Origin of the sequence: Sphingomonas sp. BK580 (genome assembly GCF_014194975.1) — a bacterium.
Lineage (GTDB): Bacteria > Pseudomonadota > Alphaproteobacteria > Sphingomonadales > Sphingomonadaceae > Sphingomonas.
In genome coordinates, this window is the sequence record NZ_JACIAY010000001.1 from 415,609 (window position 1) to 441,918 (window position 26,310).

Genomic DNA, 26,310 nt, shown 5'->3' on the forward strand with positions numbered 1-26,310 from the left:
CCGCGATGTGCGCGGCCGTGCCCGTCGGCGCAAGCCCGGGGCGAGCGATGCGAAAAGGGGGCGGGCCGAAGCCCACCCCCCATTCGTCTCGTCAGTGCTCGCGATCAGAACTTGATGCGGGCGCCGACGTTGAAGCGGCGGCCCAGCGCGTCGTAGGTCGACGGATAGGTGTTGCCGCTGTTGAACGATGTCGCGCCCACCGTACCGCCGACGAGCGGCGGCTGCTTGTCGAACAGGTTGGTGACGGTCACGGTCAGGTCGAAATTGTCGCTCACGCCGAAGCGGGTCGACAGGTCGAAGTAGTTGTACGCCGGGATCTTCCCGAAGTTGACCTCGCGACCCGCCAGCACGCCAGCGGCGATCGTGCCCTGGAAGGTGGTGACACCCGGCTCGACCTCGACGGCGTCGAGGTGACGCCACAGCAGCGACAGGTCGACGTCACCCACGCTGACCGTGGTGCGCTGGTTCCAGGTGAACTCCGGCTGGATCGAACCCGCCGACGAGCTCGGACCCGCCGAACCCGGAGAACCGCAGTTGCCGCTGTAGAAGCCGACGCACTCGCGATACACGGTGGTCGGCAGCGCCAGACCGGCGCCGATCGGATTGCCCGCCGGCACGGTCGACCCTTCCACCAGCGACTGGAACTTGGAACGGTTGGTCCAGTTGCCGTTGAACGACAGGTTCAGCTTCGCGAAGCCGAGATCACGGCGATAGTTGACGCCGAGATCGATGCCGTCGGTCAGGATCTTGCCCGAGTTGGTCGCGGGGAACAGCAGACCCTGGGTGCTCGCCGGATCGCCGTCCAGCGCGCCCGTCACCGGGTTGCGGCGGAAGAGGCCGCAGATCGGGTTGTTGACGTTCGCCGCCGAGCCGTTGTTGTCGCCGAAGCAACCCGTGACGAGATCGCCCGGAACCGGCTGCGAGATCGCGTTCCGGATCGAGATGTTGTAATAATCGACCGAGATCGTGAAGCCCGGCAGGAAGTTCGGCTGGAACACCGCGCCGATGGTGTAGCTGTCCGAGGTCTCCGGGCGCAGCGTGGTCGAGCCAGCCGTGGTGGAGTTGGCCTGGCCCGCGGTCGGGTTCGCGATCGTGCCGATCGAGGCCACCGGTGCGCCCTGCGCGAGGCAGACCGCCCGCAGCGCCGCATTGTTCACCGGATTGGCACCGCGGCACGGGTCCACCGCGAGCGAGGTCAGGCCGGTGTTGAGCGGCGAGAACAGCTCGGCGATGTTCGGCGCGCGGACGGCGCGCTGATAGTTGCCGCGCAGCTTGAGACCGTCGGCCGGCTCCCAGCTGCCGCCGCCCTTGTACGTCCAGGTGTCGTAGCTGGGATTGCCCGGCGCCTCGACCTTGTAGCTCGAGTAGCGCACGCCGCCCTCGATCGTCAGGCTGTGGAAGAAGGGCTTGTCGCTGACGAGCGGTGCGATCAGCTCGGCATAGCCTTCCTTGACGTCATAGCTGCCGCGATAGTTCGGCGTCGCGCCGCCGGCGCCGCCGAGCTCGCCCGCGGTCTGCGACAGCTCGTCGGCGAACTGCTGCGCGGTGTACTTGCGATACTCCGCGCCGACCGCGAAGCCGATCGGCTCCGAGGCCCAGGGCAGCGAGGCGCCGAGATCGCCGCTGAGCAGCGCGCGGGCCTGTGCCAGCGAGGTGTTCTGCGATGTGGTCGCCGCCGCGGTCAGATAAGGAATCTGGTTGGGCGAGATCGAGCCGTCGGCACCGAAGATGTTGACCGGGACGCAGCCCGTGCCCGCGTTGGTGCCGGCGCCAGCATTGGCGAGCGGCGGCAGCGCCGGGTTGGGGTTGAGCACCGCCGGGGAGGAGCCCAGGCAGGTCGAGGTGTTGGTCGCGTACACTGCCGAGCGCAGCCGCGAGATCAGGACGTAGCCCGACTGCGTCTGGCGGTTCTCCGACTCACCATAGGCACCCGACAGGTCGAGCGAGATCGAGTTGGTGATGCCCAGCTTGATGCCCGCGCGATAGTCGAACATCGTCGTGACATAATCGGAGACGCGCGGCCCCACCTCGGTGAAGCGACGGCCCGCGGTGGTGGTGAAGGTGCGGAAATTGGGGTCGCTCGGCGAGGTCGCCGCGGCGGCGGCGGCGCACTGTGCCGCGGTCAGCGTCTGGATGCCCGCGGTGTTGGGATCGAAGTCGTTGTTCGCGCAGAACTGCGCGCGCGCGGCGGCGGGGAGATACGGGTTGCTGACAGGGATCGTCAGCAGCTGGCCGAACACGCCCGACGGCGCGATGATCGTGCTCACGGTGTTCTTCGAGAACATCCCGCGGCCATACACCTCGATCTTGTCGGAGAGCTCGTAGTGGCCCGCGCCGTAGATGTTGTAACGCTTGAACGGCGTCTGGAACACGTTGTACGGGTTGAAGTTGAAGCCGTCGCGCGAGCCGACATAGGGCCGCAGCGTGCCGGTATCGGGCACGATCGTGTTGTACGCGCTGCCCAGCGTGAAGCGACCCGGTACCGTGGTGCCCGAACCGCCGCGACCGCCCGAGGTCGACGTGTAATTGTTGCGCGAGAAGTCGCGTGCGCCCTGGTAGACCGGGTCAACGTCCTGGTAGCCGAACGACACCACCGCGTTGCCGCGGCCGTCGTCGAAATTGGCGCCCAGCGTCAGGTCGGCGCGGAAGGAAGCGCCGTCACCCTGCTCGGTGATGCCCTGCGAGACGTTCGCTTCCATGCCGGAGAAGTCTGAGCGCGTGATGAAGTTGACCACGCCCGAGACTGCGTCGGCACCGTAGGTGGTGGCCGCACCGCCGGTCAGCACGTCGGTCCGCTCGATCAGCGCGAGCGGGATGTTGTTGAGGTCGACGCGGCCCACCGTGCTCGACGGGGTGATGCGCGCACCATCGAGCAGCACGACGTTGCGGAAGTTGCCGAGGCCGCGAAGGTCGACGTACGACGATCCGCCGTTGCCGTTGTTCACCGACGAGCCGATCGAAGGCGCCACGCCCGGCAGGTCGCGCAGCAGTTCCTCCGCGGTGTTGCGCTGACGCAGCTGGATCTCCTCCGCCCCGATCACGGAGACCGGGCTGGACGAGACCAGGTTCGGGTTGCGGATCAGCGTGCCGGTGACGACGATGTCGCCCGAGCTGGTCTCACCCGCGGGCGGGGCGGCCTCCTGGCTCGAGATGCCGGCGGCGGGCGCGTTGGGGTCGGTGCTCTGCACGCCCGTCTTGGGCTGGCTGGCGGGATCGGCGGTCTGCGCGGTCGCCGGTGCGGCGATCACCGCGGCGCCGACCAGCAGCGTCGAGGCGAGCAGGCGCGAACGATAGGCGTTCAGCATTGAGTTCAGTCCCCTTTTGTGGCCGGTTTTCCGGCATTCACAACATGTGCTCCGGACCGGCGCGGCCGCCCGGGATGCCGATGGCTACCGTGAAGCCACGCTGCACAGCAACATGGCACGCCTGTTACATGGCGTTTTTGAAAGAGTGTAACTTCAACGACACAGATTGAAGAATCATCCGGCGGCTGCTTGGGCTAGGTTAGAGCAGGACGGGTGTGACGATGCGGCGACGGTGGATGGCGATGGGGATCGGTGCGGCGCTGGTCGCGGCACCCGCGGGCGCGCAGCAGGGCAGCGGATCGCAGCGCGTGCTCGACGATCTCGCCGCCTGCCGCGCGATCGCGGACGATACCGCGCGGCTCACCTGTTTCGACAAGGCGAGCGCGGCGCTGGAGCAGGCGGTCAAGGCCAAGGACGTGCGCATCGTCGACCGCGACGAGGTGCGACGCGCCCGGCGCTCGCTGTTCGGGCTCAACCTGCCCGACCTCGGCCTGCTGGGTGGCGCCGACCGCGGCGAGGCCGACCAGCGCGAGGCGTTCAGCGAGATCAACACCACGGTACGCAGCGCGCGCGCGAGCGCCAACGGCCGCGGCGAGATCACGCTGGCGGACGAGGGCAATGCGGTGTGGCAGACCACCGACCCGATGCCCTTCCCGCCCAAGAGCGGCGCCAAGGTGCGGATCCGCAGGGGCGCGATGGGTGCCTTCTTCCTCAACGTCGACGGCCGCAGCTATCGCGCGCAGCGGCTGCGTTGAGCTAGCCCGCCGGCATCGCGCCCGCGACCGGCTGCGGATCGATCCGCGAGCCGCGCCACGTCATCGCCCAGTGCAGGTGCGGCCCCGAGGCGCGGCCGGTGCGACCGACCCGTCCGATCGGCTCGCCCTGGCGGACGTGCTGGCCCACCCGCACGTCGATCCGGGAGAGATGGAGGAAGGCGCTGGTCAGCCCGGCGCCATGGTCGAGGATGAGGAGCCGCCCCTCGAGCGTGAAGGGCGGATCGGCGGCCAGCGTCACCACGCCGTCGGCGGGCGCGATTACCGGCGTGCCCTCGCCGCGCGCGACGTCCACGCCGCCGTGGTAGCTGCCGGGCTCGCCGCGATAGACCCGCTGCGCGCCGAACTGCCCCGAGATCCGCCCCGTCACCGGCCAGCGGAAGCGCTGGCGCCAGCCGTCCGAGACGGCGTCGGCCGCGCGTGCGGCGGCGATCTGCCTCAGCTCGGCGGGGCGGCGGCGCGCGAAGTCGGCGTCGGGCACGGGCACCTTGGCGACCTGGTCGAGCCGCTCGATCCGCCAGGCGCGCGGCGTCACGGGCAGCGTCGCGGTGAGCGTGTGCGCATCGGGCAGCGCCGCGGAGAGCGTCAGCACGCCGGTCGCGTCGCGGTCGGCAGCGACCAGGAAGCGGCCGTCCGGCGCGAGCGATACCGGCGCGCCGTCGAGCGTCAGCCGCGTCGCCCCCGACGGGGCAGTGCCGAGCGCGACGCCGCCCTGCGCGATCGCCGGCGGAAGCCCGAGCCGGAGGGGCGAGACCAGCTCTGGCGGCGGGGGCAGGGTCGGCCGGGGTGCCGGCTCGTCACGCGGGGCCGCCACCGTGTCCGCCGGGGCAGCGAGCGGCGCCGCCGCGGGCGGCACGCAGGCCGACAGCGCCGCCGCGCTCGCCAGCGTCACCGCGAAAGAGCGCCCGCTCACCGCGGCGCCAGGGCCTCGGTCGCGATCGCGGCGCTGGCGAAGGGGCGTTGCGTCGCCGCGTCCCAGTAGCGCAGGTCCTCCAGCGGGATGCGCGCGCCCGATACCGCGCACACCACGTGGTCGCCCGGCACCAGCACGCGGAAGCCGTTGGCGAGATAGTGCAGTTTGGCGGGTCGGTCGGTGTGGCTCATCAACATCGGGACAACTCTCAGAACAGGCGCGGCTGGTCGGGCTTCTCAGGATAGGCACGCGGCGGCTTGGCCTCAAGCTTGGGCGCGCGCGCCGGCGGCGGCCCCTCCCCTACCTGCGCCGGCACCGCGCCGTCGCGGAAGTGGAGCAGCAGCGCCCCCGCGGCGCGCGCCGCGTCCGCGCTGGTCACCGTGCCGCCCCCCGCGGCCTCTACCCGTACATAGCCGCGATCCAGCAGCTTGTCCGGGTTGAGGCTCTCGACCAGCCGGCCCAGATCGGCGAGCCGCGCGCGCCCCGCCTCGAGCCGCCGCTCCAGCGCGGCGGGCCGGATCGCGCCGGCGGTACGATCGAGCTCGCCGCGCGCCCGGGTCACCCGCCGCTCCAGCCCGCGGTCGAGCCGCGCGCCCAGCTCGTCGAGCCGTTGGCGCTGCGGGCCGAGCAGCCGGTCACGCGTCGGCATCACGCGCGCGAGCGCGTCGAGCCGCTCGCGCCCGCGCTCGACGTGGCGGCGCGCACAGCGCTCGCTGCGCTGGCGCATCGCGTCGAGCGACAGCCGCAGCTCGGCGAGCACCGGTACCGCGATCTCCGCCGCCGCGGTGGGGGTCGGCGCGCGCAGGTCGGCGGCATGGTCGCACAGGGTCGTGTCGGTCTCGTGCCCGACCGCGGAGATGATCGGGATCGAGCAGGCAGCGACCGCGCGCACCACCACCTCCTCGTTGAAGGCCCACAGGTCCTCGATCGAGCCGCCGCCGCGCGCGACGATCACCAGGTCGGGGCGGCGCACCGGACCGTCCGCGGGAAGCGCGTCGAACCCGCGCACCGCCGCCGCCACCTCCTCCGCGGCACCCGCGCCCTGCACCTTCACCGGCCAGACGATGACGTGCGTCGGGCAGCGGTCCTCGAGCCGGTGGAGGATGTCGCGGATCACCGCGCCCGTCGGCGAGGTGACGACGCCTATCGTGCGCGGCAGGAACGGCAGGCCGCGCTTACGCTCGCGGTCGAACAGCCCCTCCCCCGCCAGCTTGAGGCGCAGCTTCTCCAGCAGCGCCATCAGCGCGCCCGCGCCGGCCAGCTCCATTCGCTCGATCACGATCTGATATTTCGAGCGGCCCGGATAGGTCGTCAGCCGCCCGGTCGCCACCACCTCGATGCCGTCCTCGGGGCGGAAGGCGAGCCCGGCGGCGCTGCCCTTCCACATCACGCCGTCGATCACCGCGGCATCGTCCTTGAGGCACAGATAGGCGTGCCCCGAGGTCGCGCGCTTGTAGCCGGAGATCTCGCCGCGCAGGCGGACATGGCCGAACTCGCCCTCGACCATGCGCTTGAGCCGTCCCGAGAGCTCGCTGACGCTGACCGCCATCGCATTGTCGCCGGGCGTGGCCTCGGCTACCAGCCGGCCCGCCTGAGTATCGTAGAGGGGGTCGGCCATGAACATCCTGCTGGTGGGATCGGGGGGACGCGAGCACGCACTCGCGTGGAAACTGGCGCAATCTCCCCGTCTCGATACGCTCTTCGCGGCGCCGGGCAACCCCGGCATCGCGCGGCACGCCACGATCGCGGAGCTGGACGTCGACGATCACCGCGCGGTGATCGACTTCGTCCGCCGTCACCAGATCGGGCTGGTCGTAATCGGGCCGGAGGTACCACTGGTGCGCGGCCTGGCCGACAACATCCGCGCGATCGGCGTGCCGGTGTTCGGCCCCGGGCGCGAGGCGGCGAAGCTGGAGGGGTCGAAGGGCTTCACCAAAGACCTGTGCGCGCGCGTCGGCATCCCCACCGCGCGCTATTTCAAGGTGACGACGCGCGACGGCGCGCTCGCCTGCCTCGACGATTTCGGCGAGACCTGCGTGATCAAGGCCGACGGGCTCGCCGCGGGCAAGGGCGTGGTGGTGGCGATGTCGCGCGCCGAGGCCGAGGCGGCGATCCGCGACCTCTATGCGCAGGGGCCGGTCGAGGCGGTGATCGAGGAGCGGCTCGAGGGGCCGGAGGCGAGCCTCTTCGTGCTGAGCGACGGCACCTCCACCGCCTCCTTCGGCTCGGCGCAGGACCACAAGCGCGTCGGCGAGGGCGACACCGGGCCCAACACCGGCGGCATGGGCGCCTACAGTCCCGCGCTGGTGCTCACCCCCGAGCTGGAGGAGCAGGCGCTGGGCGAGATCGTGCGCCCAACCATCGACGCGCTCGCCGCCGCGGGCACGCCCTATGTCGGCGTGCTCTACGCCGGTCTGATGCTGACCGCAGACGGCCCCAAACTGATCGAGTACAACGTTCGCTTCGGCGATCCCGAGTGTCAGGTGCTGATGGCGCGCTTCGCGGGCGACCTGGTCGAGGTGCTGCTCGCGGTGGCGGAGGGGCGGCTCGCCGACCTTCCCGCCCCCGCCTTCGCGCACGACGCCGCGTTGACCGTGGTGATGGCGGCCGAGGGCTATCCGGGCGCGCCGCGCACCGGGGGCGCGATCGGCGCGATCGACGCCGCGGAGGCGACCGGCGCGACCGTGTTCCAGGCCGGCACGCGGCGCGACGGCGACGCGCTGGTGGCGAGCGGCGGTCGCGTGCTCGCGGTGACCGCGACCGGCGCCGATGTCGCCGCCGCGCGCGCCGCGGCCTATCGCGCGGTCGCGGCGATCGACTTCCCCACCGGCTTCTTCCGCCGCGACATCGGAGCGAAGGCGCACGCCGATGGTTGACGCGCAGATGCTGGCCGCCGTTAGGACTCGCCGATGAACTCTTCCAGCTTTGCCCTGGAACCGATCTCGCAGGATCAGGTGCTCGTCACCGTCGCGCTCGCGCTGGCCGCGTTGCTGGCGGTGCTCACCGTCATCGGGATGATCTGGGGCGCGCGGCTCAAGGCCAAGCGCCGCGCCGCCGAGGCCGAGGAGCAGCAGCGTATCGAGGAGCTGCGCGCCGACGGCGTCGAGGTGACCAACACCGCCGACGGCGTACCGCCGATCGTTCGCGGCGACGACGCCGCGCGTGAGGACCGGCGCGACGCAGTGCCGGAGCAGGCAACGCGACCGGCTCCCCACCCTGTGCCGATCCGTGAGTTGCCGGCCGACGAGGCGCCGTCCGAGCCGCCGCTCGCGGGCGAGCCGATCGTCGCCGCCGCGCCGCTCGACGCCTCGCCCGCCAGCACAGCGGCGGACACGCCGCGCGCGGTGGCGGACGAGACCCCGGGAGCGCAGCCGATCACGCTGCTCAAGGGTCTCGGCCCGAAGATCGCCGCGCGGCTGGGCGAGCTCGGCATCACGCGCGTCGATCAGCTCGCCTGGCTCGACGACGCGGAGGCGGCGCAGCTCGATTCGCAGCTCGGCGTCTTCGCCGGACGGATGGAGCGCGATCGCTGGCGCGAGCAGGCGCGGCTGCTGGCGCAGGGCGACCGCGCCGGCTACGAGGCGCAGTTCGGGAAGCTGGGATGAGCGTCGCCTTTCGCCGCGAGAGCGACGACGAGCATCTCGAGCCGCGCTTCGAGCTGCCGATCCCGCCGGGACCCAATCTCGTGACCGCGCGCGGCCGCGCGCTGATCGAGGAGCGGGTCGCGGCGCTGGAACACGCGCTGGCCGCGGCCGACGACGAGGAAGCGCGCAAGGCAGTGGCGCGCGACCTGCGCTACTGGAAGACGCGCCGCGCCACCGCGATCGAGACCGCCGCGCGCGCCGACGGGGTGGTCGGCTTCGGCACCACCGTGTGCTTCACGCTCGACGGGCGCGAGCGGCGGGTGACGATCGTCGGCGACGACGAGGCCGATCCCGCCGCCGGTCTGCTCGCGCTGTCGGCACCGCTCGCACGCGCGCTGCTCGGCGCGAGCGAAGGTGATGCCGTCGCCTTCAACGGCCGCGAGGAAGCGCTCGAGGTGCTGAGCGTCGGCTGAGGCGAGCCGATGCTTCGGAGGGGTGGCTAGCGCATGTCCTGGCCGAACCGGCGCGACGCCGCCGATGCGATCCGCCATCGCGCATCGTCGTCGGCGCGGTGGTCCCCATGTCGTGCGGTCGCTCGCGCCGCTGCGTCTGCGACACAGCGACACCAACCTGCTAGCAGCGGAGCCGGTCAACTGTGCCGCGGGCTTCCGCTACCGCGATCAGGGCGAGGCGTGCTGGCGAGGCGCGCTACGATCCGGAGCGCGCGGCGACGCTGCCACGTCCGCCGTCTCCTCCGCGACGATCACCCACTCGCTCTTTTCCGTCGTCCTGAACTCCTACGAGGACTCACCCCGCTGGAGGTCCCGCGGCCCGCGCGTGAGAGGCTGTGTGGATCCTGAACCACGCGCAGGATGACGCCGGGGAAATCGCGGTCGTGGCGGCGAGAGGACGAGGCCCGGGGACGGGTCCGGCCATGCCCCTTCGCCGGAACGTTTCCTTATGCCTCGCTGACGAGCAGCTTGTCGATGCGGCGTCCGTCGAGATCGACGACCTCGAACTTCCAGCCCTGCTCCTCGAAGCTCTCCCCCTCCTCGGGCAGCTTGCGGAACGCCGCCAGCGCCAGGCCGGCGACCGTCGCATAGTCGCGATCCTCGGGCAGGTCGATGCCGAGCCGCTCCGCCAGCGCGTCGGCCGCCATCGTGCCCGCCACCAGCAGCGAGCCGTCGTCGCGCTCGACCACGTTGGGCGCCTCGTCCGGGTCGGCGTCGGAGACGAACTCGCCCGCGATCGCGGCGAGCAGGTCGGCGGGCGTGACGATCCCCTCGAAATGGCCGTATTCGTCGTGGATGAGCGCCATCGGCACCTCGGCGCGGCGCAACGCGTCGAGCGCGTCCATGGCATCGATCTGGTCGACCACTACCGGGGCGCGGCGCATCAGCCGCGCCACGTCGAGCGTCTCGCCGCGGAACAGCGCCATCGCCACGTCGCGCGCCTGCACCACGCCGATCACCGAGTCGATCGAGCCCTCCGCCACCGGCAGCCGGCTGTGCGCGACATCGAGCAGCTTGGCGCGGATCGCAGCATCGTCGAGCGAGACGTCGATCCACTCCACCTCGGTGCGCGGCGTCATCACCTCGCGCACCGGCCGGTCGGCGAGCCGCACCACGCCCGAGATGATCGAGCGCTCATGCTCCTCGATCACCCCCGACTTGCTCGCCTCGGCGACGATGAGGTGGAGCTCCTCGGCGGTGACCTGATCCTCGTTCTCGCGGGTGAGGCCGAGCAGGCGGAACGCCAAGGCGCTCGTGGAGTCGAGCAGCCACACCAGCGGCTTGGTCACGCGCGCGAGATAGGCCATCGGCAGCGCGATCAGCGCCGCCACGGTCTCGGGCTTGCGCAGGGCGAACTGCTTGGGGACGAGCTCGCCGATGATCAGCGAGGCGTACGTGGTGAGCCCAATCACCAGGATATAGCCGAGCCGCTCGGCCGCGGCATGGCCCAGCCCCAGCGCCTCCAGCCTCGCCGCGGTGGGCGTACCGAGACTCGCGCCCGAGTACGCGCCGGCGACGATGCCGATGAGCGTGATGCCGATCTGCACGGCGGAGAGGAACTTGCCCGGATCGGCGGCGAGCTCGATGGCGGTGGCGGCGCCGCGCCGACCGCTGCGCGCCATCGCCTCCAGCCGCGCCTTGCGCGCCGACACGATCGCCAGCTCGCTCATCGCGAACACGCCGTTGAGCGCGACCAGCGCCAGGATGATGACGACGTCGATCCAGGGGAACGGCGGTAGCATGTTCGTGCTGTCTCTCTTGGCGGCAAAGCGTGCGCGCGACAATCCGCAAAGTGGCGGTTGGCTCCGTCATCGCGCGTTCAGCGCGGCAGGAACAATGGTCACGCGCGTCGGGTTGTCCGGCATTGATCTGGGGAAAGGGAAGACAATGAAGCTCTCGTCCAAGCTGGTCGCGGCCGCGTCGGCGCTGTCGCTGGTGTCGGTCACGGCCTGCACCACCGATCCGGAGACGGGCGAGCGGCGCGTGTCGAAGACCGCGATCGGCGGCCTGGGCGGCGCGCTCGGCGGCTATCTGCTCGGCGACTTGGTGGGCGGGCGGCGCGACCGGACCGAGAAGATCCTGGGCGCGGGCATCGGTGGCATCGCCGGGGCGGGCGTGGGCGCGTACATGGACAAGCAGGAGCGAGAGATGCGCGAGCGCACCCGCGGCACCGACGTGCAGGTGACGCGCCAGGGCGACGACCTGCTGCTCAACATCCCGTCCGGGATCAACTTCGCGTACAATTCCGCGAACGTGCAGCCGCAGTTCCGCGGCACGCTCGACAAGGTGGCGAGCGTGCTGGCGGATTACCCGCAGACCTATATCGACGTGTACGGCCACACCGATTCGACGGGCAGCGACTCGTACAATCAGGACCTGTCCGAGCGGCGGGCGACCTCGGTGGCGGACTATCTTTCGAGCCACGGCGTCCAGGCGGCGCGGATTGCGACGCGCGGTTTCGGCGAGACCCAGCCGATCGAGACCAACGACACCGAGCAGGGCCGCGCCGCCAATCGTCGCGTCGAGATCAAGGTGGTGCCGATCTCGCAGAACGACGTGCCGCCGCGGTGAGGCTTCACGCGTGGGCGCGGCGACGGGCCGCGCCGGCGCGGGTCGGTTCGAGCGAGCGGTTGTGGATGAACGAGAACGGCGAGGTCAGCTGCGCCCTCACCATCCCGGTCCTCGTCGAGATCAGCGGGACGCCGTAGGACACGACGCCGGGATCGCGCCGCCCTGACCACGCCCCGCTCCCGGGCCGGACGCGAGACGTCCGTCGGCTGGCTCGTGGTTGGGGTGAAACCCGACTTCGACGTGACCGCATACGCTCGCCGGCGCGGGTCAGCTCTCGGCCGCCCCCCCCCTGGGCTCCCGCATGCGCAGGAGCACGGCGGGCGCCCGATCAGCGCGGCGGCAGCAGCTTCGCCCAGCGCGCGTCGAGCCGTGCCTGTGCACTGGCGCGCGGCACGCGCGTGACCAGCGAGAGCCCGCGCAGGCTGATGCTGTGCCCGCTGAACAGGTGGCCGCTAATGGAGTAGCCGATGTCATAGAGCGCCACGTCGTCGTGCGCCGCGCCGTCGACGAGATAGCGCGTGACGATCGCGACCGGCATCCGCTCGTCGCCGCGGCTGTCGTCGGGCAGGTGCGCCGCGGCGCGCGCCTTCTTCAGCGCGCCCTCGAACCAGTCGCCCTCGATCCGCGGCTCGCCCGTGGTCTCGACCGGGTCGAGGCCGAGCGCGGCGGGGAACAGCAACGTCTGGCTCTGCACCGACTGCGTGTCCGCGGCCGGTCGCAACGTGAGGCGGTCCTTCGACGCTGCCGACGCCACCAGCGTCAGCGTGGTCGCGCGCGAGGAGGCGCGGGTCGACTCCTCCGCCTTGGCGACCTTGTCGTCGCGCCGATCGCTCCAGTTGCTCCACAGCGTCAACGCCGAGATCACCACCGCGACCAGTGCGAGCACCTCGCCCAAGGTGATCCAGCGGCGCCGGATTGCCGCCGCCTCGACCGCGCGCTGCTCGGCGCGGGTTCCCGCTTCGCTGTTCTGGTTCGACGGACGCTCGCTCATGCTCGCCTTCGATCACCGCGCAACGTCCCGGTCAAGCCGGCGCGAGGCGCCGCCGCCGTCGCCGCTCGAGGGTCACGGGACTTCGCCGCGGCGCGCGACCACACCGATCGGCCTTGCAGCTGGTTCAAGCGGGGACACTGTGCAACCTGCCTGACATCTGGTAAGGCCAATGCCGACCGGCACAGCCGGCGGTGATGGGAGGAAGAGGATGGCGACCCGGTCTCGTCGTGGCGCGATCGCGCTGCTGGTCACGTCGGCGCTCGCACAGCCGCTTCTGGCGCAGGCGCCGGCGCCGCTCGCCTGGATGGCGCCCGCGACCGTCGCACGCCAGCGCGCCGCGCCATCTGACGAGGCGCGGGAAGCCGTGGCCCGGGAGCGCGCGCGCGCGTTGGTCGCCGCCATGACGCTGGCCCAGAAAATGCAGCAGCTCACCGGCGCTCTGCCCTCGGTACTGCCCGAGCTGCCGAACTGCTACGGTGCGCGCCACGTCAACGGCATCGCCGCACTCGCCATCCCGACCTTCCGCATCACCAACGGGCCGGTCGGCGTCGGCCAGAACGACTGTGTCGCGGTCCCCGTGCGCGACGCCGCGCCCGGCGACCGGCGCGCGATGTACCGCGCGTACAGCGATCCCAGCTCGGCCAAGGCGACAGCGTTGCCGTCCGCGATGGCGGTCGCCGCCTCGTTCGACCCTGACGTCGCGGCCGATTTCGGCGCGGTGATCGCGCGCGAGATGAACAACCTCGCGCTGCACGTCTTCGAGGCGCCGGGAATGAACCTGGCGCGACTGCCGATCCTCGGCCGCAATTTCGAGTATTTCGGCGAGGATCCCTACCTCGCCGGCACGATGGCGGTGGCCGAGATCCGCGCCGTCCAGGCCGGCAACATCATCGCGATGGCCAAGCATTTCGTCGCCAACGAGCAGGAGACGAATCGCATGACCATCCAGGAGACGGTGGATGAGCAGGTGCTGCGCGAGCTCTATCTGCTGCCGTTCGAGATGAGCGTGAAGGACGCCAAGGTCGCGGCCGTCATGTGCTCGTACAATTTCCTCAACGGTCTGCAGGCATGCGCCAACAAGCCGATGCTGACGGGCGTGCTGCGCGACGACTGGGGCTTCACCGGATACGTCCAGACCGACTTCTTCGCGCAGAAGAGCACCGCTGCCGCGCTGGACGCCGGGCTCGATCACGAGATGCCGACGCCGATCTACTGGGCGCCCGACAAGCTGACCGCGGCCTTGGCAGAGAACGCGATCGCGCCCGCGCAGATCGATCGCGCCCTGGAACGCCGCTACACGCAGATGTTCAAGGCCGGTATCTTCGATCGCGCGCTGCGCCAGACGCCGATCGACTATGCCGCCGGTGGGCGCGCCGCGCGGTCGATCGGCGCCCGCGCCGCGGTACTGCTGCAGAACAACGGCGCTCTGCCGCTGGCGCGCGGCGCGCGCACGATCGCGCTGGTCGGCAAGGCCAGCCAACCCTATGCCCAGCAGGCGATCGCGGGCGGCGCGATCCTGGGCAAGCCGATGGGCGCGGGCGGTGGCAGCTCCGACGTGGTGCCCGATCGGACGGTCAATCCGCTCGATGGCCTGCGCGCCGGCCTGCGCGCGACGGGACGGGCCGGCGCGAGCGTCAGCCTCATCTTAGTCGACGACGCCAACCGAGCCGCGACGATCGACGGTGCCGCCGTGTCGTTCGACGCGGCGCTCGCGCGAGTCGCCGCGGCGGACGCGGTGGTGGTGATGGCGGGTACCAACGCGGAGGAAGGCGCCGACCGCGCCAGCTTCACGCGCAAGGACGGACATGAGCTGGCCCAGCCCGCCGCGGCCGGCCTGTCGCTCGACTGGTACGTGGCCCGGCCGAGCGCGATCGCCACCGCCGATGGCGAGGTGGCCAACCCCGCCCGGTCGAGCGGCACGGTCGCGATGCTGGCCGCGATCCTCGCGGCGCGCTCCACCACGGCGGTGGCGATGCCGGGCAAGACGGTGCTGGTGCTCAAGGACAATGCCGGCGTCGCGCTGGACCCCGCGCTGCTCGGTGCGCGCGGCCCATCGATCCTCGAGGTCTGGTTCCCCGGACAAGAGGACGGCCATATCGTCGCGGACCTGTTGCTGGGCCGCGCCGAGCCGACCGGGCGCCTGCCCGTGACCTTCCCGATCGCCGGGCGCGGCTTCCTCGACGCGATCACGCCGGCGCAATTCCCCGGCCTCCCCGCCGGCGACGGCAACACGCAGACGGTGACCTACAGCGAGGGGTTGGCGATCGGGTACCGCTGGTACGATTCGCGCTGCGGTTCGGCACGGTGCGTCGCTTTCCCGTTCGGCCACGGCCTGTCGTACACGCGCTTCGTGAACAGCGCGCCGCGGCTGGAGCCGGCCGGCGGAGACAAGGTGCTACGCGCGAGCATGACGGTGCGGAACGTCGGCGCGCGCGCGGGTACCGAGGTGGTGCAGGCGTATATCACCCTTCCCCCGGACGCCGACACGCTGGGCGCGGTTCAGCCACCGCGCCGACTGGTCGGCTTCGAGCGGATCACGCTCGCCCCCGGCGAGGCGCGGCGCGTGACGATCGCGATCGACCCAGCGGCGAACCACCACCCGCTCAGCGTGTGGAGCAAGGCACGGCATGCCTGGGTGACGCCACCTGGTCGCTACGTGCTGCGGCTCGGCACGTCGTCGGCGCTCGGCGACCTGGTCGAGGCGGGCAGCGTCGTCCGCTGAACCGCCCCGTAAACGAGAAGGAGGACGGCGCCACGAGGCACCGTCCTCCCTTGCTCCGGCAGCCGGCGGGCAACCCCGCCGGCGCCGATCAGATCGCCTGGCTGAAGCGCACCGCGGTGCGACGGCGGCGCATCGCGTAGCCGACCACGCCGAAGCCCATGATCATCATCGCCCAGGTGGCCGGCTCGGGCACCGCCGAGCTGATCGGGGTGAAGGTCGCCTGGCCGCCGTACGCGCCGTTGCCGCGCGAGTAACCCGTCACGACCAGCTCGTTCAGCTTACCGGCGGTGATCGGAACGCTGTTGACGAAGGCGACCTCGTTCTGACCGCCCCCGGTCTTGGTGATCGTCGCGGCGATGCCGTTGATCGTCACCGAGTAGAAGTCCAGATCGTTGACCGAGAACAGGTCGGTCACGCTGGTCGTCACCGTGCCGCTGCCCAGACCGTTGGTCGGCAGCGTGAAGGTGAAGGTGTCCGAGAAGTTGCCCAGCGCGAGGCCGGTCACCTGGAACGCACCCGAGAAGGTGCCGCCGGCGCCCGGGGTCGCCTTGAAGTTGTCCGAGCCGACCGGATAGGTCGTCGCTTCGGCCGAGACAGCGCCCAGCGCCGCGGCGGCCGCCATGGTGATGGCAACGAGGCTTTTCATAGGAACTCCCTTTGATTCGAGTTGGCCTGATTTCATCTGCCTGATCGCGCTATGACACAGGCCCGGCGAAAGGATGAACAAAAAATTAACGATAGCTGCTCCCATTCGGGGCATCTGTGTCGCGACAAAAATTTGTTGCGTTGCGGAACTTTGGCGCGGCGGTTGCCAGCGTCCATCCGAGAAATCGCACGACTCACCTTTCGGCGCCTCGCACCGACTAGGAGCTGTTAACTAAATCTGCTCTAGCGAGAACGCCGTAACGAACTCGCTCAACGTGCTGATGAAACGCGAACGATAAAACAGGGGTCTAAGTAAGTTCCGACGCGCACCATCCGCGCGCCTGTCCTGGCGCCGGCTGAGAGGATTAGCCTGTCAGTAACGTACGTACGATATCTGGCGTAACTGCCGGGTTTCGAGCGAGGTCGTGTGCCTGCGGGGAGCATCGCGTCCGCAGTGATGAACCCGCGTGTCCGAAATCCAGTTGCTCGAATGGTTCCTCGATCCAAAGGTGATGTATGCCGCCACGTTCCATTGACCTGGGCCGAGACATCGACGGCTCATCCTCGAAGCTGCTTGAGAGCGCGCTGGCTCCATTGCGGCAGACCTTTCATTTCTCGACCATGATCGCTGGCAACGACGGCCAGAAACACGCGCTGGTGATCAAGGTCGCAGCGGGTGAGGCCGATCGCGCCGCGGCACGATCGCTGCTCAATAAGCGGTACGGCTGGCGCGGCTACGGCGAGACGCACAGCATTCCCACCAGCGCGACCCACTCCACCTTCACCGCCTACATCGACGGCGCGCTGGTCGGCACGCTCACGCTCGGGGTGGACTCGTCGGCCGGGATGGAGATCGATCACACCTTCCGCAACGAGCTCAACACCTATCGTCGCGTGCCCGGCGCGCAGCTGTGCGAGCTCACCAAGTTCGCCTTCGAGACATCGGTGCAGTCGAAGGCGATCCTCGCCGCCTTCTTCCACTTCATCTTCATCTACGGCGAGTGCCGCTACGACTGCACCGACCTGTTCATCGAGGTGAACCCGCGCCACCGCCGCTTCTACGAGGCGATGCTCGGCTTCGATCGTGTCGGCGGGCTGAAGGAGAACGAAGGGGTCGGCGCGCCGTCGCAGCTGATGCATCTCGAGGTGGCGCAGATCCGCGCGCAGGTCGACGAATACACGCGTGCGGCGGGCGGCGTCAGCGAGCGCTCGCTCTATCCTTTCTTCCTCTCGGGTGAGATCGAGAGCGACGTGCGGCTGAAGATGGAGCGCGGCGGCCTCTCCGCCGCACAGGCTCATCGCGCCGCCGCCGTCACCAGCCAGCGGCAGCCGAACGCGATCGACGCCGTGGGGATCGGTCACGCCTGAGAGGTGGCCGGTGGCGCGCGAGTCGCCGGCCGATCCGCGACCCGCTCACCGCGGCGGTCGCAGTACGCCCGAACACCGCTGGTCGCGCCTCGATCCGGACACGGTCGTCCCCTAGAAGCCTGGTCGATCGCACGACGAGGAAGGACGAGAGGTTGGCGCTTCACACCTGGTGGCTGTTCGTCGGCGCGGTGTTCCTGCTTTCCGGCACGCCAGGGCCGAACATGCTGCACGTCATGTCGCGCTCGGTGCAGCTGGGCATGCGGCGCAGCGTCGCCGCGATGGCGGGCTGCCTCACCGCGGTGGTCTCGGTACTCGCCGCCTCGGCCGCGGGGCTCTCCACGCTGCTGCTCGCGGTGCCCGGTGCCTTCACGATGCTGCGCTACGCCGGCGCTGCCTACCTGATCTACCTGGGGATCAAGGCCTGGCGCGCCGAGGCGGCGCCGCTCGACGTCGGCGCGACCGAGCTCGCGCCGCGGCAGTCGCGCGCGGCGCTGTTCCGCGGCGGTCTCGCGATCGGCCTCAGCAATCCCAAGCTCATCCTGTTCGCCGCGGCGTTCCTGCCGCAGTTCATCGATCCGGCACGCCCCAAGCCGCCGCAGTTCCTCGTGCTGGTGCTGAGCTTCGCCGCCGTCGAGGCGGGCTGGTACGCGGCCTATGCGATCGGCGGACGGTCACTGGCGCGCTACCTGATCCGCCCGACGATCCGCCGCGGCTTCGACCGGCTCACTGGCACGATTTTCATCGGCTTCGGGCTCGCACTGCTGCGCGTGAAGCCGGCTTGATCGACACCGCGACGTCGTCCTACGCTGGCGCGGGGGAGCGACGCGCATGACAAGCACGATCGGGGTCGGACTGATCGGCTACGGCCTCGGCGGCCGCGCCTTTCACGCGCCCTACATAACGGCGACGCCGGGGCTTGCGCTGCGCGGCATCGTCTCGCGTGACCCCGCCAAGGTGCACGCCGACTGGCCGGCCGCGCTGGTCGCCCCCGACGTGGCGACGCTGCTGGAGGACGACTCGCTCGCGCTGATGGTCGTCTCCAGTCCGGACCATCTCCACGCCGAGCATGCTCACGCCGCGCTCGCCGCGGGCAAGCACGTGCTGGTCGACAAGCCCTTCGCCACTTCGCTGACCGACGCGCGCGCGCTGATCGCGGCGGCCGAGCGCGCAGGGCGGCTGCTCACCGTCTTCCACAACCGGCGCTGGGACGCGGACTTCCTCACGCTGCGCGGGTTGATCGACGAGGGGATCCTGGGCGAGGTGGTGAGCTGCGAGAGCCGCTTCGACCGCTGGCGCCCGGTGCCCGCGGCGACCTGGAAGGAAGCGCGCGCGGGCGGCTCGTGGCTCGACCTCGGGCCGCATCTGGTCGACCAGGCGCTGCGGCTGTTCGGCCGTCCGATCGCCATCACCGCCGATATCGCCACCCTGCGCCGCGACGCGCCCGCGCCCGACTATTTCCACGCGACGCTGCGCTACCCCGAACGGCGGGTGACGCTGCAGTCCAACAAGCTCGCCGCCGACCACGGCCTGCGCTTCGCGGTCCACGGCACGCGCGGCAGCTGGATCAAGCACGGCCTTGATCCGCAGGAGGCAGCGACGATCGCCGGGCGGCGGCCGGGCGGCGACGACTGGGGCCATGACCCGCGCGAGGGGCTGCTCACGCTCGGCGATGCGAGCCGCGCGGCGACTCGCGTGCCGAACCGGCGCGGCGACTATCGCCTGTTCTGGTCGGCGCTGACGGCGGCGATCCGCGGCGACGGACCCAACCCCGTCCCCGCGGACGAGGCGTTGGCCGTCATGGCGGTGCTCGACGCGGGGCTGCGCAGCGCGACCGAGCGGCGCGAGATCCCGCTCTGATACGGCGGCGCGCTGTTCTCCGCCGCGCGCTTCGCTAGGCTGGAGTAGAAGGGGAGAGAGATGCGCGCGATCCTACTGACGGCGACACTGGCGATCGCGACCGCGGCGAGTGCGGTCGCGGGCTCCGCGGCCGATGCTCGTTCGGCGGCAGCGTCCTTCCGGCTGGAAGGTCCGTTCGAGCTCCACTCGCGCGTCTACCCCGGCACGGTGCGGCGATACTGGGTCTACGTCCCGCCTCATTATGACAGGACGAGCCCCCCCAACCTGCTGCTGTTCCAGGACGGCCAGCGCGCGACCAACCCGGCCGGCTCGCTGAAGGTACCGACGGTGCTCGACGCCCTGATCCGCGACGGCACGCTGCCGCCGACGCTCGCCGTCTTCGTCACGCCGGGACATCGCGCTGCCACCTACCCGTCCGACCTCGGCATGCAGAACCCCGACCATCGCGTCGAGGAATACGACGCCCTGTCAGACGATTATTCGCGCATGACGCTGGGCGAGCTGTTGCCGGCGGTGGCGCATCGCTGGCGCTTCACCGATGATCCGCGCCGCCGTGCGATCGGCGGCACATCGAGCGGCGCGATCGCCTCCTGGACGGTAGCGTGGCGTCACCCGGAGGCGTTCGGCAACGTCCTCAGCTTCATCGGCAGCTACACCTCGATCGGGCTCCGCCTCGGGCCCGATGGCGCGCCCGTCGCGCTCGGCGGCGACCTCTATCCCGGGCTGATCCGCAAGTCGCCGATCCGTCCCATCCGCGTCTTCTTCCAGGACGGCAGCGCCGACCTCGACAACGAGCACGGCAACTGGTTCCTGGCCAACCAACAGATGGTCAAGGCGCTCGCCTGGGCCAACGCGCATGCCGACGAGCAGCACCAGCCCGGGCCGCGCTATGACGTGCGGTACCAGTGGACCGCCGGCGGCCATTCGGACGCGGACGGCGGCGCCCTGCTGCCCGAGGCGCTCCGCTGGATCTGGCGGGACCAGCCCGCGCCGCGATGAGCACGGCGGCGGGCGGTGAACGATCCGCCGCGTCGATCATTGTGCGGCGGTTCATCCTTCAGCGATCCGGAGCGAACCGACCATGAAGACCAGCGGCAACACGATCCTGATGACGGGCGGCGGCAGCGGCATCGGCGAGGCGCTCGCACACCGTTTCCACGACCGCGGCGACACCGTCATCATCGCCGGCCGCCGTCGCGACGCGCTCGAGAAGGCCGCCGCCGGACGCGAGCGGATCCACATCGTCACGCTCGACGTCGAGGACCCGGCCGCGGTGGACGCGTTCGCGCGTCAGGTCGTCGCCGACTTTCCCGCGCTCAACGTCCTGTTCAACAACGCCGGAATCATGAAGTTCGAGGATCTGACCGGGCGGCGCGACCTAGCCGACGCGGAGGCGACCGTCGCGATCAACCTGCTCGGCCCGATCCGGCTCACCAACGCACTGATCGATCACCTCAGCGCTCAGCCCGACGCGGCGATCGTCACCGTCACCTCGGGGCTCGCCTTCGTCCCGCTGATAGCGGCGCCGACCTATTCGGCGACCAAGGCGGCGATCCACTCCTATACGGTCTCGCTGCGCACGCAGCTGGCGGGCAAGGTCGAGGTGATCGAGCTGGCGCCGCCGGGCGTGCAGACCGACCTGACCCCGGGCCAGGCCAGCCGGCCAGGCTATATGCCGCTCGAGGCCTTCGCCGATGCGGTCGCCGCGCAGTTCGCGCAGCAGCCGACACCGCGCGAGATACTCGTCGATGAGGTGCAGTTCCTCCGCCAGGCCGAGCGCGAGGGGCGCTTCGACGAGACGCTGAAGACGCTCACCGAGCGCGCCGCCCAGCAGCGCGCGGTGGGCGGGTCCTGAGCACGCGCGGCAGCATGGATCGGTGTGCTCACCAGCCCATGCTGCCGGGCACACCCTTGAACGGGCCCACCACGTCGGGTGTGATCCAGCCGCCGTGAAAGCAGCCCGGCTGCGGCGTCGCGGGCTCGCCGTCGATGGTGCATCGGTCCAGCGGCGCGGCGTAGAAGGCGAGATGATCGCGCAGCGACGCGAAGCCGGGCGTCGGATCGGGGTAGCTCCACGCGACGTCGCGCAGCAGCGTGTCGCCGACCGCGAGATGCCAGTAGACGGCCTCGCCCTTCCACTCGCAGAAGGAGCGTCGCGTCGACGGCCGCAGCAGCTCGCGCGCGACGTCGTCGGGCGGCACGTACCAGCTCGGCGGGTGGCTGGTCTCCAGCGTGCGGACCGCGGCGCACGTGTCGGCCACGGTCTCGCCGCTGTGGACGATCCGGACACGCCGGTCGCTCCGCTCCGCCACCGCCGGGCGTGGATAGTCCCACACGCTCTCCTGCTCCGGCCCTACCGGTTCGCGCACCGGCCTCATGCGGCCCAGCGCCCAGCCCAGCGCTGCAGCCGCGGGCGAACCCGCAGGAAGCCGAGGTACAGCCGCTCCAGCAAGGCCAGCACCGCCGGGTGCCGCGCCGCCAGCCCGAGCGGGCGCAGCAGCGGAATGGCGCGCCACATCGCCGCGAACGCCGCCGCGCCCGAGACGATCGGCCCGCCCTCCTCGCGCGCGTGAAAGCGCGCGAGCATCGCCGCGCGGTCGAGCGGACAGGTCGCCGCCGTGGCGTCGACGAAGTCGATCCGCCCGCGCCGGTCGAGCCGGCGCATCAGCGCGATCTCGCGTTGACACAGCGGGCACGCGCCGTCGTGCCAGACGGTGACCCGGCTCATCGGCCCCGCGCGGGATTGTCGCGGCGGATCCGCTCGGCCAGCAGCGTGGCGAAGCCGAGCCAGCCGGCATAGGGCAACGCCGTCATCGCGGCGGTACGGTCGACCCGCGCCGCGGTGGCGACGAGCGCCGTACCCGAGGCGAGCATCGCGCCCGACGCCGCGGCGCTGGCGCCGAGCCGCTGACGGCGGAAGAACAGCTCGCTCCAGCCGCCGATCATCGCGCTGTTGGCGAGCCACAGCGCGACCGCGGCGTTGCGCCGCCCGCTCGCGGGCCGGCGCAGCAGCCGATAGCCCCCGATCGCGAGCCCCACCTCGAGCGCCGGCCAGACCGCGCCGAACACCGCGTCCGGCGGCGTGACGTCGGGCTTGTCGAGCCGCTGATACCAACGCCGGATCGCCGGGTGCGTGCGGTCGGGCGCGTTGCGCCGCCCCAGCACCGCGCTCGCCCCGAGCACCAGCCCGACGAGCCCCAGCGCCGCCACGGGCGACCAGCCACCCGGGTCGGCCGCCGCGGCGTCGGCCGCCTCCGACGCGCGCGGCGCCTCCGTGACGCCCGGCGGCGGGTAACGCGAGAGATCGGGTTCGGCCTCGTCGCCGCCGCCGAACAATCGGCCCGTCACCGCGCTGACCGCCGGCTGGCTGGCGAGCGCCATCGCGGCGTGCAGCAGGCGGATGCCGAGGCGGCTGTGCGGGTTGGCGAGTCGCGGCGCCAATTTGGGCACGCCCTGCGCCTTCTCGACCATCGGCCGCATCGCCCGCTCGTAAGCGGCGAGGGCGGCGGGAACGTCGCGCGCGCGGGTCAGCTCGCCCGCCAGCACGCGCGCGCCGGTGACCGCGAGCGTCGTGCCGACGCCGCCCAGCGGGGTCACGCACCAGGCCGAGTCGCCGCACAACGCAACCCGGCCCGACGACCAGCGCTCCATCCGCACCTGGCGCAGCACGTCGAGGTAGAAATCAGCCGTGTCCCGCATCCCCGCGAGCACGCGCGGCGCCTGCCAACCGGCATCGGCGAAGGTCTCGGCCAACCACGCCTTCTGCCGATCGCCGTCCCACTCCTGCTCGCCCTCCGGCGGCTTCTGTACCGTCAGCATCGCGCGCGTCGTGCCGTGGCGGTCAGGGCGGAGCGACACGCTGCGGCCCCCCGGCGCGTGATACCAGCGCCACAGCCGATCGTCGTCCGCGGCGCGCGGGATCGTGAAATAGGCGATCGTCATGTCCATCCAGCGCGGCCGGTTCTCGCCCGGAAAGACCAGCTCGCGCGTCGCCGAGCCGACGCCCTCGGCGACGATCACCGCGTCGTAGCGCTCGCGCGTACCGCCGGCGAAGCTGACCTCCGCCGCTTCCTCATCCTGGTCGATCGCGACGACATGGTCGTCGAAGCGATAGCGCGCCCGCTCGCGCGCGCCGTCGTACAGCAGACTCGCGAGATCGCCGCGCAGGATCTCCATCTCCGCGGTCGGCCCGTCCCGCCCCAGATCGTCGGTGAGGAATTGTGCCGCGATGCGGCCGTCCGCCTCGACCCAGGCGGTCCCCTCCTCGCCGGTACCCTGCGCGAGGGCGGCCTCTTCGAGCCCCATCTGCCGCATGACCGCCCGCCCGACACCGCGGACGTCGACGTTCTGGCCGCCGTCGCGGAACGCCGGCGCGCGCTCGACCACGGTGACATCGAACCCGGCGCGCTCGAGCCACCAGGCGACCGTGTTGCCGGCGACGCTCGCGCCGGTGATCAGGACCTTGCTCGACACGCGCTGTTCTCCTTCGCGCCGCCAACGCGGCAGCGCGCGAAAGGGGCCGCGGCCCCCACGCCCTCGCCCTCGCGCCGCGCGCAGGCAGCGGAGGCGGCCTCTCGTGCGTTCCACCCGACGGAGAGGAGAGATCGTATGTCATCGATCGACAAGCAGAAGCGGCTGCACTTCGACGTGGTCAACGTCGGCCTGCGCGCGCAGGCCACCGCGGTGGGGCTGGTGCAGCTCTGCGTCGAGCTGCGCGCCGCCGGCGTGCTGCCCGAGGCCGCGCTCACCCGCATCAAGGACGCGATCGCCGACGAGGTCTCTGTCGCCGGGCCGCGTCGCCGCGACCAGCAGGACTACCGCCGCGAGGTGCGCGAGCGGCTCGACCAGCTCTTCGCCGGCGAGACGAGGGTCGGATCGGCCGAGGCGCTCTCGTTCGGCGAGCGACCCGACGTGTGACCTTCCCGCCGCGGCTCAGCGCCGGCCCCGTCCGCCGCCGGACCGCACGCTTCTTCCGCGAAGCGCAGCGTGACCCGGAGCCCGGGATGCGTGTTCTCGATCTCGACCGATGCGCCGAGCCGCTGCGCCGCCGAGCGCACGATCGCCAGCCCCAGCCCGCTGCCGTCTACCCCGGCGCTGGTCGCCAACCGCGCGAAACGCTCCCCCGCCCGCGCGATGTCCGCGTCCGACAGCCCGGGACCGTCGTCCGCGACCGACAGGATCACGCCGGCGGCCGCGCGCTCGATCGCGATCATCACGTTGCCGCCGCGGCGGTGATAGCGGATCGCGTTGTCGACCAGGTTCGACAGGATCTCGAACAGCAGGGTGCGGTGGCTCGCGATCGTCACCCCCTCCGCCGGCGCGCGGAGATCCACCTCGACCCCCGCCTCGATCGCCTGCGCGATGCGGCGGTTGAGCACCACGATCGCGAGCGCGCGCAGCTCGACGGGCTCGAGCGGCGGCGAGGTACCCGCCTCCTCCGCGCGCGCCAGCGCCAGCAGCTGCGCGACGAGATGCTCGAGCCGGTCGGCCGCGTCCGCGATCTCGGGCAGCGCCGCGGGATCGCCGCGCCGCGCGAGCGCGACCTGGATCTTGAGCACCGACAAGGGCGTGCGCATCTGGTGCGAGGCGTCGGCAGTGAACCGCCGCATCCCCGCGGTGGCCGCGTCGAGGCGCGCGAGCAGGTTGTCGAACGCGTCGGCGAGCGGCAGCAGCTCGGCCGGGAGCGGCCCGGGGTTGAGCGGCGAGAGGTCGGGCGTGGCGCGGGTGTCGCGCGCCGCCACCACGCCGCGCAGCCGCGCCAGCGGGCGCAGGCTCCAGGCGAGCGCGGGGCGGAGCAGCAGCAGCGCGACCCCCACCAGCACCGCTTCGCCGCCGAGCAGTGCGCCGAGCAGGCGGCGGCGAAGCGCGGTGCGGCCGTCCAATGTCTCGGCCACCTGCACGATCACCGGCACGTCGACGCGCGGCAGCTCGCGCCGCACCTCGGCGATCCGCACGGCCTGGCCGCGGAACTGCGCGTACCGGAAGCGCGGCGTCTCGGCGGCCAGCTCGTCGACGCCCGGCGCGGGCAGGTCGTCGTAGCCGGTCAGCACACGGGTGCCGACCGCGATCCGATAATAGACGTTGTCGCGCTCATTGTTCTCCAGCATGCCGAACGCGGCGGGGGGAAGGTCGAGCGTCACCTCGCCGCGTTCCACCTGCACCGTCTCGGCGATGGCGCCGAGCGCGCCGCCCAGCACGCGATCGTTGGTCCGCCGTACCACGTCGCTGATCAGCGCCGCACCGGCGAGCCCGAGCAGCACCGCGATGGCGAGCAGCGGCGCCAACAAGGCGGCGAGCAGCCGCGTGCGCAGCGCGACCGCGCGCGGCCGGTCAGCCCGCATCCAGGATATACCCCACGCCCCGGACCGTGCGGATCGCGGGGCCCTCCGGCGTCAGCTTGCCGCGCAGCCGCGTGATGTTGACCTCGAGCGCGTTGGGCCCGACCGGCTCGTCGAAACCGAACACCTCCGCCAGCAGCGTCTCGCGCGGCACGATCTGGCCGGCCCGGGTCGCCAGGGCGTCGAGCACCGCCCACTCGCGCCGGCGCAGGTCGAGCGCGCGGCCGGCGACCTGCGCCTCGCCGCTCGAGCGATTGAGTACCAGCGCACCGACGGTCAGCTCCGGCGTGGGATCGCCGCCGCGACGCCGCCCCAGCGCGCGGATCCGCGCCTCCAGCTCGACCGGGGCGAACGGCTTGCGCAGATAGTCGTCCGCGCCGAGGTCGAGCCCGCGCACGCGGTCGTCGAGCGCGTCGCGCGCGGTCAGCATCAGCACCGGCACACGCTCGCCGCGCCGTCGCAGCGCCTGCAGCACCGCGAAACCGTCCTGACCCGGTAAACCGACGTCGAGCACCACCAGCGCATACGGCTCGCCCGCGGTGACCGCCAGCGCGTCCTCGCCGGTGGCGACGTGGTCTACCGCGTGGCCGGCGCCGCGCAGCAGCGCCACCAGGCTCCGCGCGAGCGCAGCATCGTCCTCCACGATCAGGATGCGCACGATCCCGCCGCGCGCTGAAAGGTTGCTGACAGGTAGAGACCGTAACCCATGATCGGTGAGCTTACCCGAACGC

At 71.5% G+C, this 26,310-nt stretch carries 24 protein-coding genes; 12 read left to right on the top strand and 12 right to left on the bottom strand.

Annotated elements, in window-relative coordinates; genetic code table 11:
• Positions 1–104: 104 nt before the first annotated feature.
• Positions 105–3,305 (bottom strand): TonB-dependent receptor domain-containing protein, encoded by a 3,201-nt coding sequence (locus FHY05_RS01945; RefSeq protein ID WP_183942710.1) that lies wholly within the window; start codon positions 3,303–3,305, stop codon positions 105–107.
• A gap of 221 nt (positions 3,306–3,526) precedes the next feature.
• Between FHY05_RS01945 and FHY05_RS01950 the strand changes: the two genes are divergently transcribed.
• Positions 3,527–4,060, top strand: coding sequence for a hypothetical protein (locus FHY05_RS01950; RefSeq protein ID WP_183942711.1), 534 nt, complete (start codon positions 3,527–3,529; stop codon positions 4,058–4,060).
• A 1-nt stretch (position 4,061) separates the two neighbouring features.
• Here the strand turns inward: FHY05_RS01950 and FHY05_RS01955 are convergent, their stop codons facing one another.
• Genes FHY05_RS01955 through xseA form a run of 3 tightly spaced genes read right to left on the bottom strand, consistent with a single transcriptional unit; the run spans position 4,062 to position 6,609 of the window.
• A complete protein-coding gene (locus FHY05_RS01955; RefSeq protein ID WP_311732342.1) occupies positions 4,062–4,991 on the bottom strand; it encodes a M23 family metallopeptidase in 930 nt (309 codons plus the stop codon).
• Positions 4,988–5,188: a DUF2093 domain-containing protein gene (locus FHY05_RS01960; RefSeq protein ID WP_183921222.1), complete on the bottom strand. Its 201-nt coding sequence runs from the start codon at positions 5,186–5,188 to the stop codon at positions 4,988–4,990. The genes FHY05_RS01955 and FHY05_RS01960 overlap by 4 nt, the downstream gene beginning before the upstream one ends.
• An 11-nt stretch (positions 5,189–5,199) precedes the next feature.
• Positions 5,200–6,609, bottom strand: a complete 1,410-nt coding sequence (xseA, locus tag FHY05_RS01965) for an exodeoxyribonuclease VII large subunit (RefSeq protein ID WP_183942712.1) — start codon at positions 6,607–6,609, stop codon at positions 5,200–5,202.
• On the opposite strand from xseA, the gene purD reads away from it, so the two are divergent.
• The 3 genes from purD to FHY05_RS01980 are packed head-to-tail and all read left to right on the top strand — an operon-like array spanning position 6,608 to position 9,048.
• The gene (purD, locus tag FHY05_RS01970; protein ID WP_183942713.1) at positions 6,608–7,867 is read left to right on the top strand and encodes a phosphoribosylamine--glycine ligase; all 1,260 of its coding nucleotides are present in this window, start codon (positions 6,608–6,610) and stop codon (positions 7,865–7,867) included. The two genes, xseA and purD, sit on opposite strands and share 2 nt — an antisense overlap.
• A 33-nt stretch (positions 7,868–7,900) precedes the next feature.
• The gene (locus FHY05_RS01975) at positions 7,901–8,596 is read left to right on the top strand and encodes a hypothetical protein (RefSeq protein ID WP_183942714.1); all 696 of its coding nucleotides are present in this window, start codon (positions 7,901–7,903) and stop codon (positions 8,594–8,596) included.
• Entirely contained in the window at positions 8,593–9,048 is a 456-nt protein-coding gene (locus FHY05_RS01980; protein WP_183942715.1) for a GreA/GreB family elongation factor, read from the top strand. The genes FHY05_RS01975 and FHY05_RS01980 overlap by 4 nt, the downstream gene beginning before the upstream one ends.
• A gap of 485 nt (positions 9,049–9,533) precedes the next feature.
• On the opposite strand, the gene FHY05_RS01985 is transcribed toward FHY05_RS01980, so the two are convergent.
• Positions 9,534–10,829 (bottom strand): hemolysin family protein, encoded by a 1,296-nt coding sequence (locus FHY05_RS01985; RefSeq protein ID WP_183942716.1) that lies wholly within the window; start codon positions 10,827–10,829, stop codon positions 9,534–9,536.
• A 145-nt stretch (positions 10,830–10,974) separates the two neighbouring features.
• On the opposite strand from FHY05_RS01985, the gene FHY05_RS01990 reads away from it, so the two are divergent.
• Positions 10,975–11,658, top strand: coding sequence for an OmpA family protein (locus FHY05_RS01990; RefSeq protein WP_183942717.1), 684 nt, complete (start codon positions 10,975–10,977; stop codon positions 11,656–11,658).
• A 328-nt stretch (positions 11,659–11,986) separates the two neighbouring features.
• Here the strand turns inward: FHY05_RS01990 and FHY05_RS01995 are convergent, their stop codons facing one another.
• Complete coding sequence (locus FHY05_RS01995) at positions 11,987–12,649, bottom strand: hypothetical protein (protein WP_183942718.1); 663 nt, start codon at positions 12,647–12,649, stop codon at positions 11,987–11,989.
• A 208-nt stretch (positions 12,650–12,857) separates the two neighbouring features.
• Here FHY05_RS01995 and FHY05_RS02000 point away from each other — a divergent pair, with 208 nt between their 5' ends.
• Entirely contained in the window at positions 12,858–15,371 is a 2,514-nt protein-coding gene (locus tag FHY05_RS02000) for a beta-glucosidase (RefSeq protein ID WP_221190933.1), read from the top strand.
• A gap of 88 nt (positions 15,372–15,459) precedes the next feature.
• On the opposite strand, the gene FHY05_RS02005 is transcribed toward FHY05_RS02000, so the two are convergent.
• On the bottom strand, positions 15,460–16,017 hold the full coding sequence (locus FHY05_RS02005) for an FxDxF family PEP-CTERM protein (protein WP_183942719.1): 558 nt from the start codon (positions 16,015–16,017) through the stop codon (positions 15,460–15,462).
• 620 nt (positions 16,018–16,637) lie between these two features.
• On the opposite strand from FHY05_RS02005, the gene FHY05_RS02010 reads away from it, so the two are divergent.
• The 5 genes from FHY05_RS02010 (at position 16,638) to FHY05_RS02030 (ending at position 21,096) form a co-directional block, all read left to right on the top strand.
• Positions 16,638–17,384, top strand: a complete 747-nt coding sequence (locus FHY05_RS02010) for an N-acyl amino acid synthase FeeM domain-containing protein (RefSeq protein WP_183942720.1) — start codon at positions 16,638–16,640, stop codon at positions 17,382–17,384.
• Positions 17,385–17,536: 152 nt separating this feature from the next.
• Entirely contained in the window at positions 17,537–18,166 is a 630-nt protein-coding gene (locus FHY05_RS02015) for a LysE family translocator (protein WP_183942721.1), read from the top strand.
• 46 nt (positions 18,167–18,212) lie between these two features.
• On the top strand, positions 18,213–19,241 hold the full coding sequence (locus FHY05_RS02020) for an oxidoreductase (protein WP_183942722.1): 1,029 nt from the start codon (positions 18,213–18,215) through the stop codon (positions 19,239–19,241).
• A 60-nt stretch (positions 19,242–19,301) separates the two neighbouring features.
• Entirely contained in the window at positions 19,302–20,240 is a 939-nt protein-coding gene (locus FHY05_RS02025) for an esterase family protein (protein ID WP_183942723.1), read from the top strand.
• An 82-nt stretch (positions 20,241–20,322) separates the two neighbouring features.
• Complete coding sequence (locus tag FHY05_RS02030) at positions 20,323–21,096, top strand: SDR family oxidoreductase (RefSeq protein ID WP_183942724.1); 774 nt, start codon at positions 20,323–20,325, stop codon at positions 21,094–21,096.
• A 28-nt stretch (positions 21,097–21,124) separates the two neighbouring features.
• On the opposite strand, the gene FHY05_RS02035 is transcribed toward FHY05_RS02030, so the two are convergent.
• The 3 genes from FHY05_RS02035 to FHY05_RS02045 are packed head-to-tail and all read right to left on the bottom strand — an operon-like array spanning position 21,125 to position 23,714.
• Positions 21,125–21,619 (bottom strand): DUF427 domain-containing protein, encoded by a 495-nt coding sequence (locus FHY05_RS02035; RefSeq protein WP_183942725.1) that lies wholly within the window; start codon positions 21,617–21,619, stop codon positions 21,125–21,127.
• On the bottom strand, positions 21,616–21,969 hold the full coding sequence (locus FHY05_RS02040; RefSeq protein ID WP_183942726.1) for a thiol-disulfide oxidoreductase DCC family protein: 354 nt from the start codon (positions 21,967–21,969) through the stop codon (positions 21,616–21,618). Before FHY05_RS02040 ends, FHY05_RS02035 begins: the two co-directional genes overlap by 4 nt.
• Positions 21,966–23,714 carry a tryptophan-rich sensory protein gene (locus FHY05_RS02045; RefSeq protein ID WP_183942727.1) on the bottom strand — a complete coding sequence of 583 codons (1,749 nt, stop codon included), beginning with the start codon at positions 23,712–23,714 and terminating at the stop codon, positions 21,966–21,968. The genes FHY05_RS02040 and FHY05_RS02045 overlap by 4 nt, the downstream gene beginning before the upstream one ends.
• Positions 23,715–23,849: 135 nt before the next feature.
• Between FHY05_RS02045 and FHY05_RS02050 the strand changes: the two genes are divergently transcribed.
• On the top strand, positions 23,850–24,158 hold the full coding sequence (locus FHY05_RS02050) for a hypothetical protein (RefSeq protein WP_183942728.1): 309 nt from the start codon (positions 23,850–23,852) through the stop codon (positions 24,156–24,158).
• Here the strand turns inward: FHY05_RS02050 and FHY05_RS02055 are convergent.
• On the bottom strand, positions 24,056–25,582 hold the full coding sequence (locus FHY05_RS02055; protein WP_183942729.1) for a sensor histidine kinase: 1,527 nt from the start codon (positions 25,580–25,582) through the stop codon (positions 24,056–24,058). The two genes, FHY05_RS02050 and FHY05_RS02055, sit on opposite strands and share 103 nt — an antisense overlap.
• Positions 25,572–26,237, bottom strand: a complete 666-nt coding sequence (locus tag FHY05_RS02060; RefSeq protein ID WP_183942730.1) for a response regulator transcription factor — start codon at positions 26,235–26,237, stop codon at positions 25,572–25,574. The genes FHY05_RS02055 and FHY05_RS02060 overlap by 11 nt, the downstream gene beginning before the upstream one ends.
• Positions 26,238–26,310: the final 73 nt, after the last annotated feature.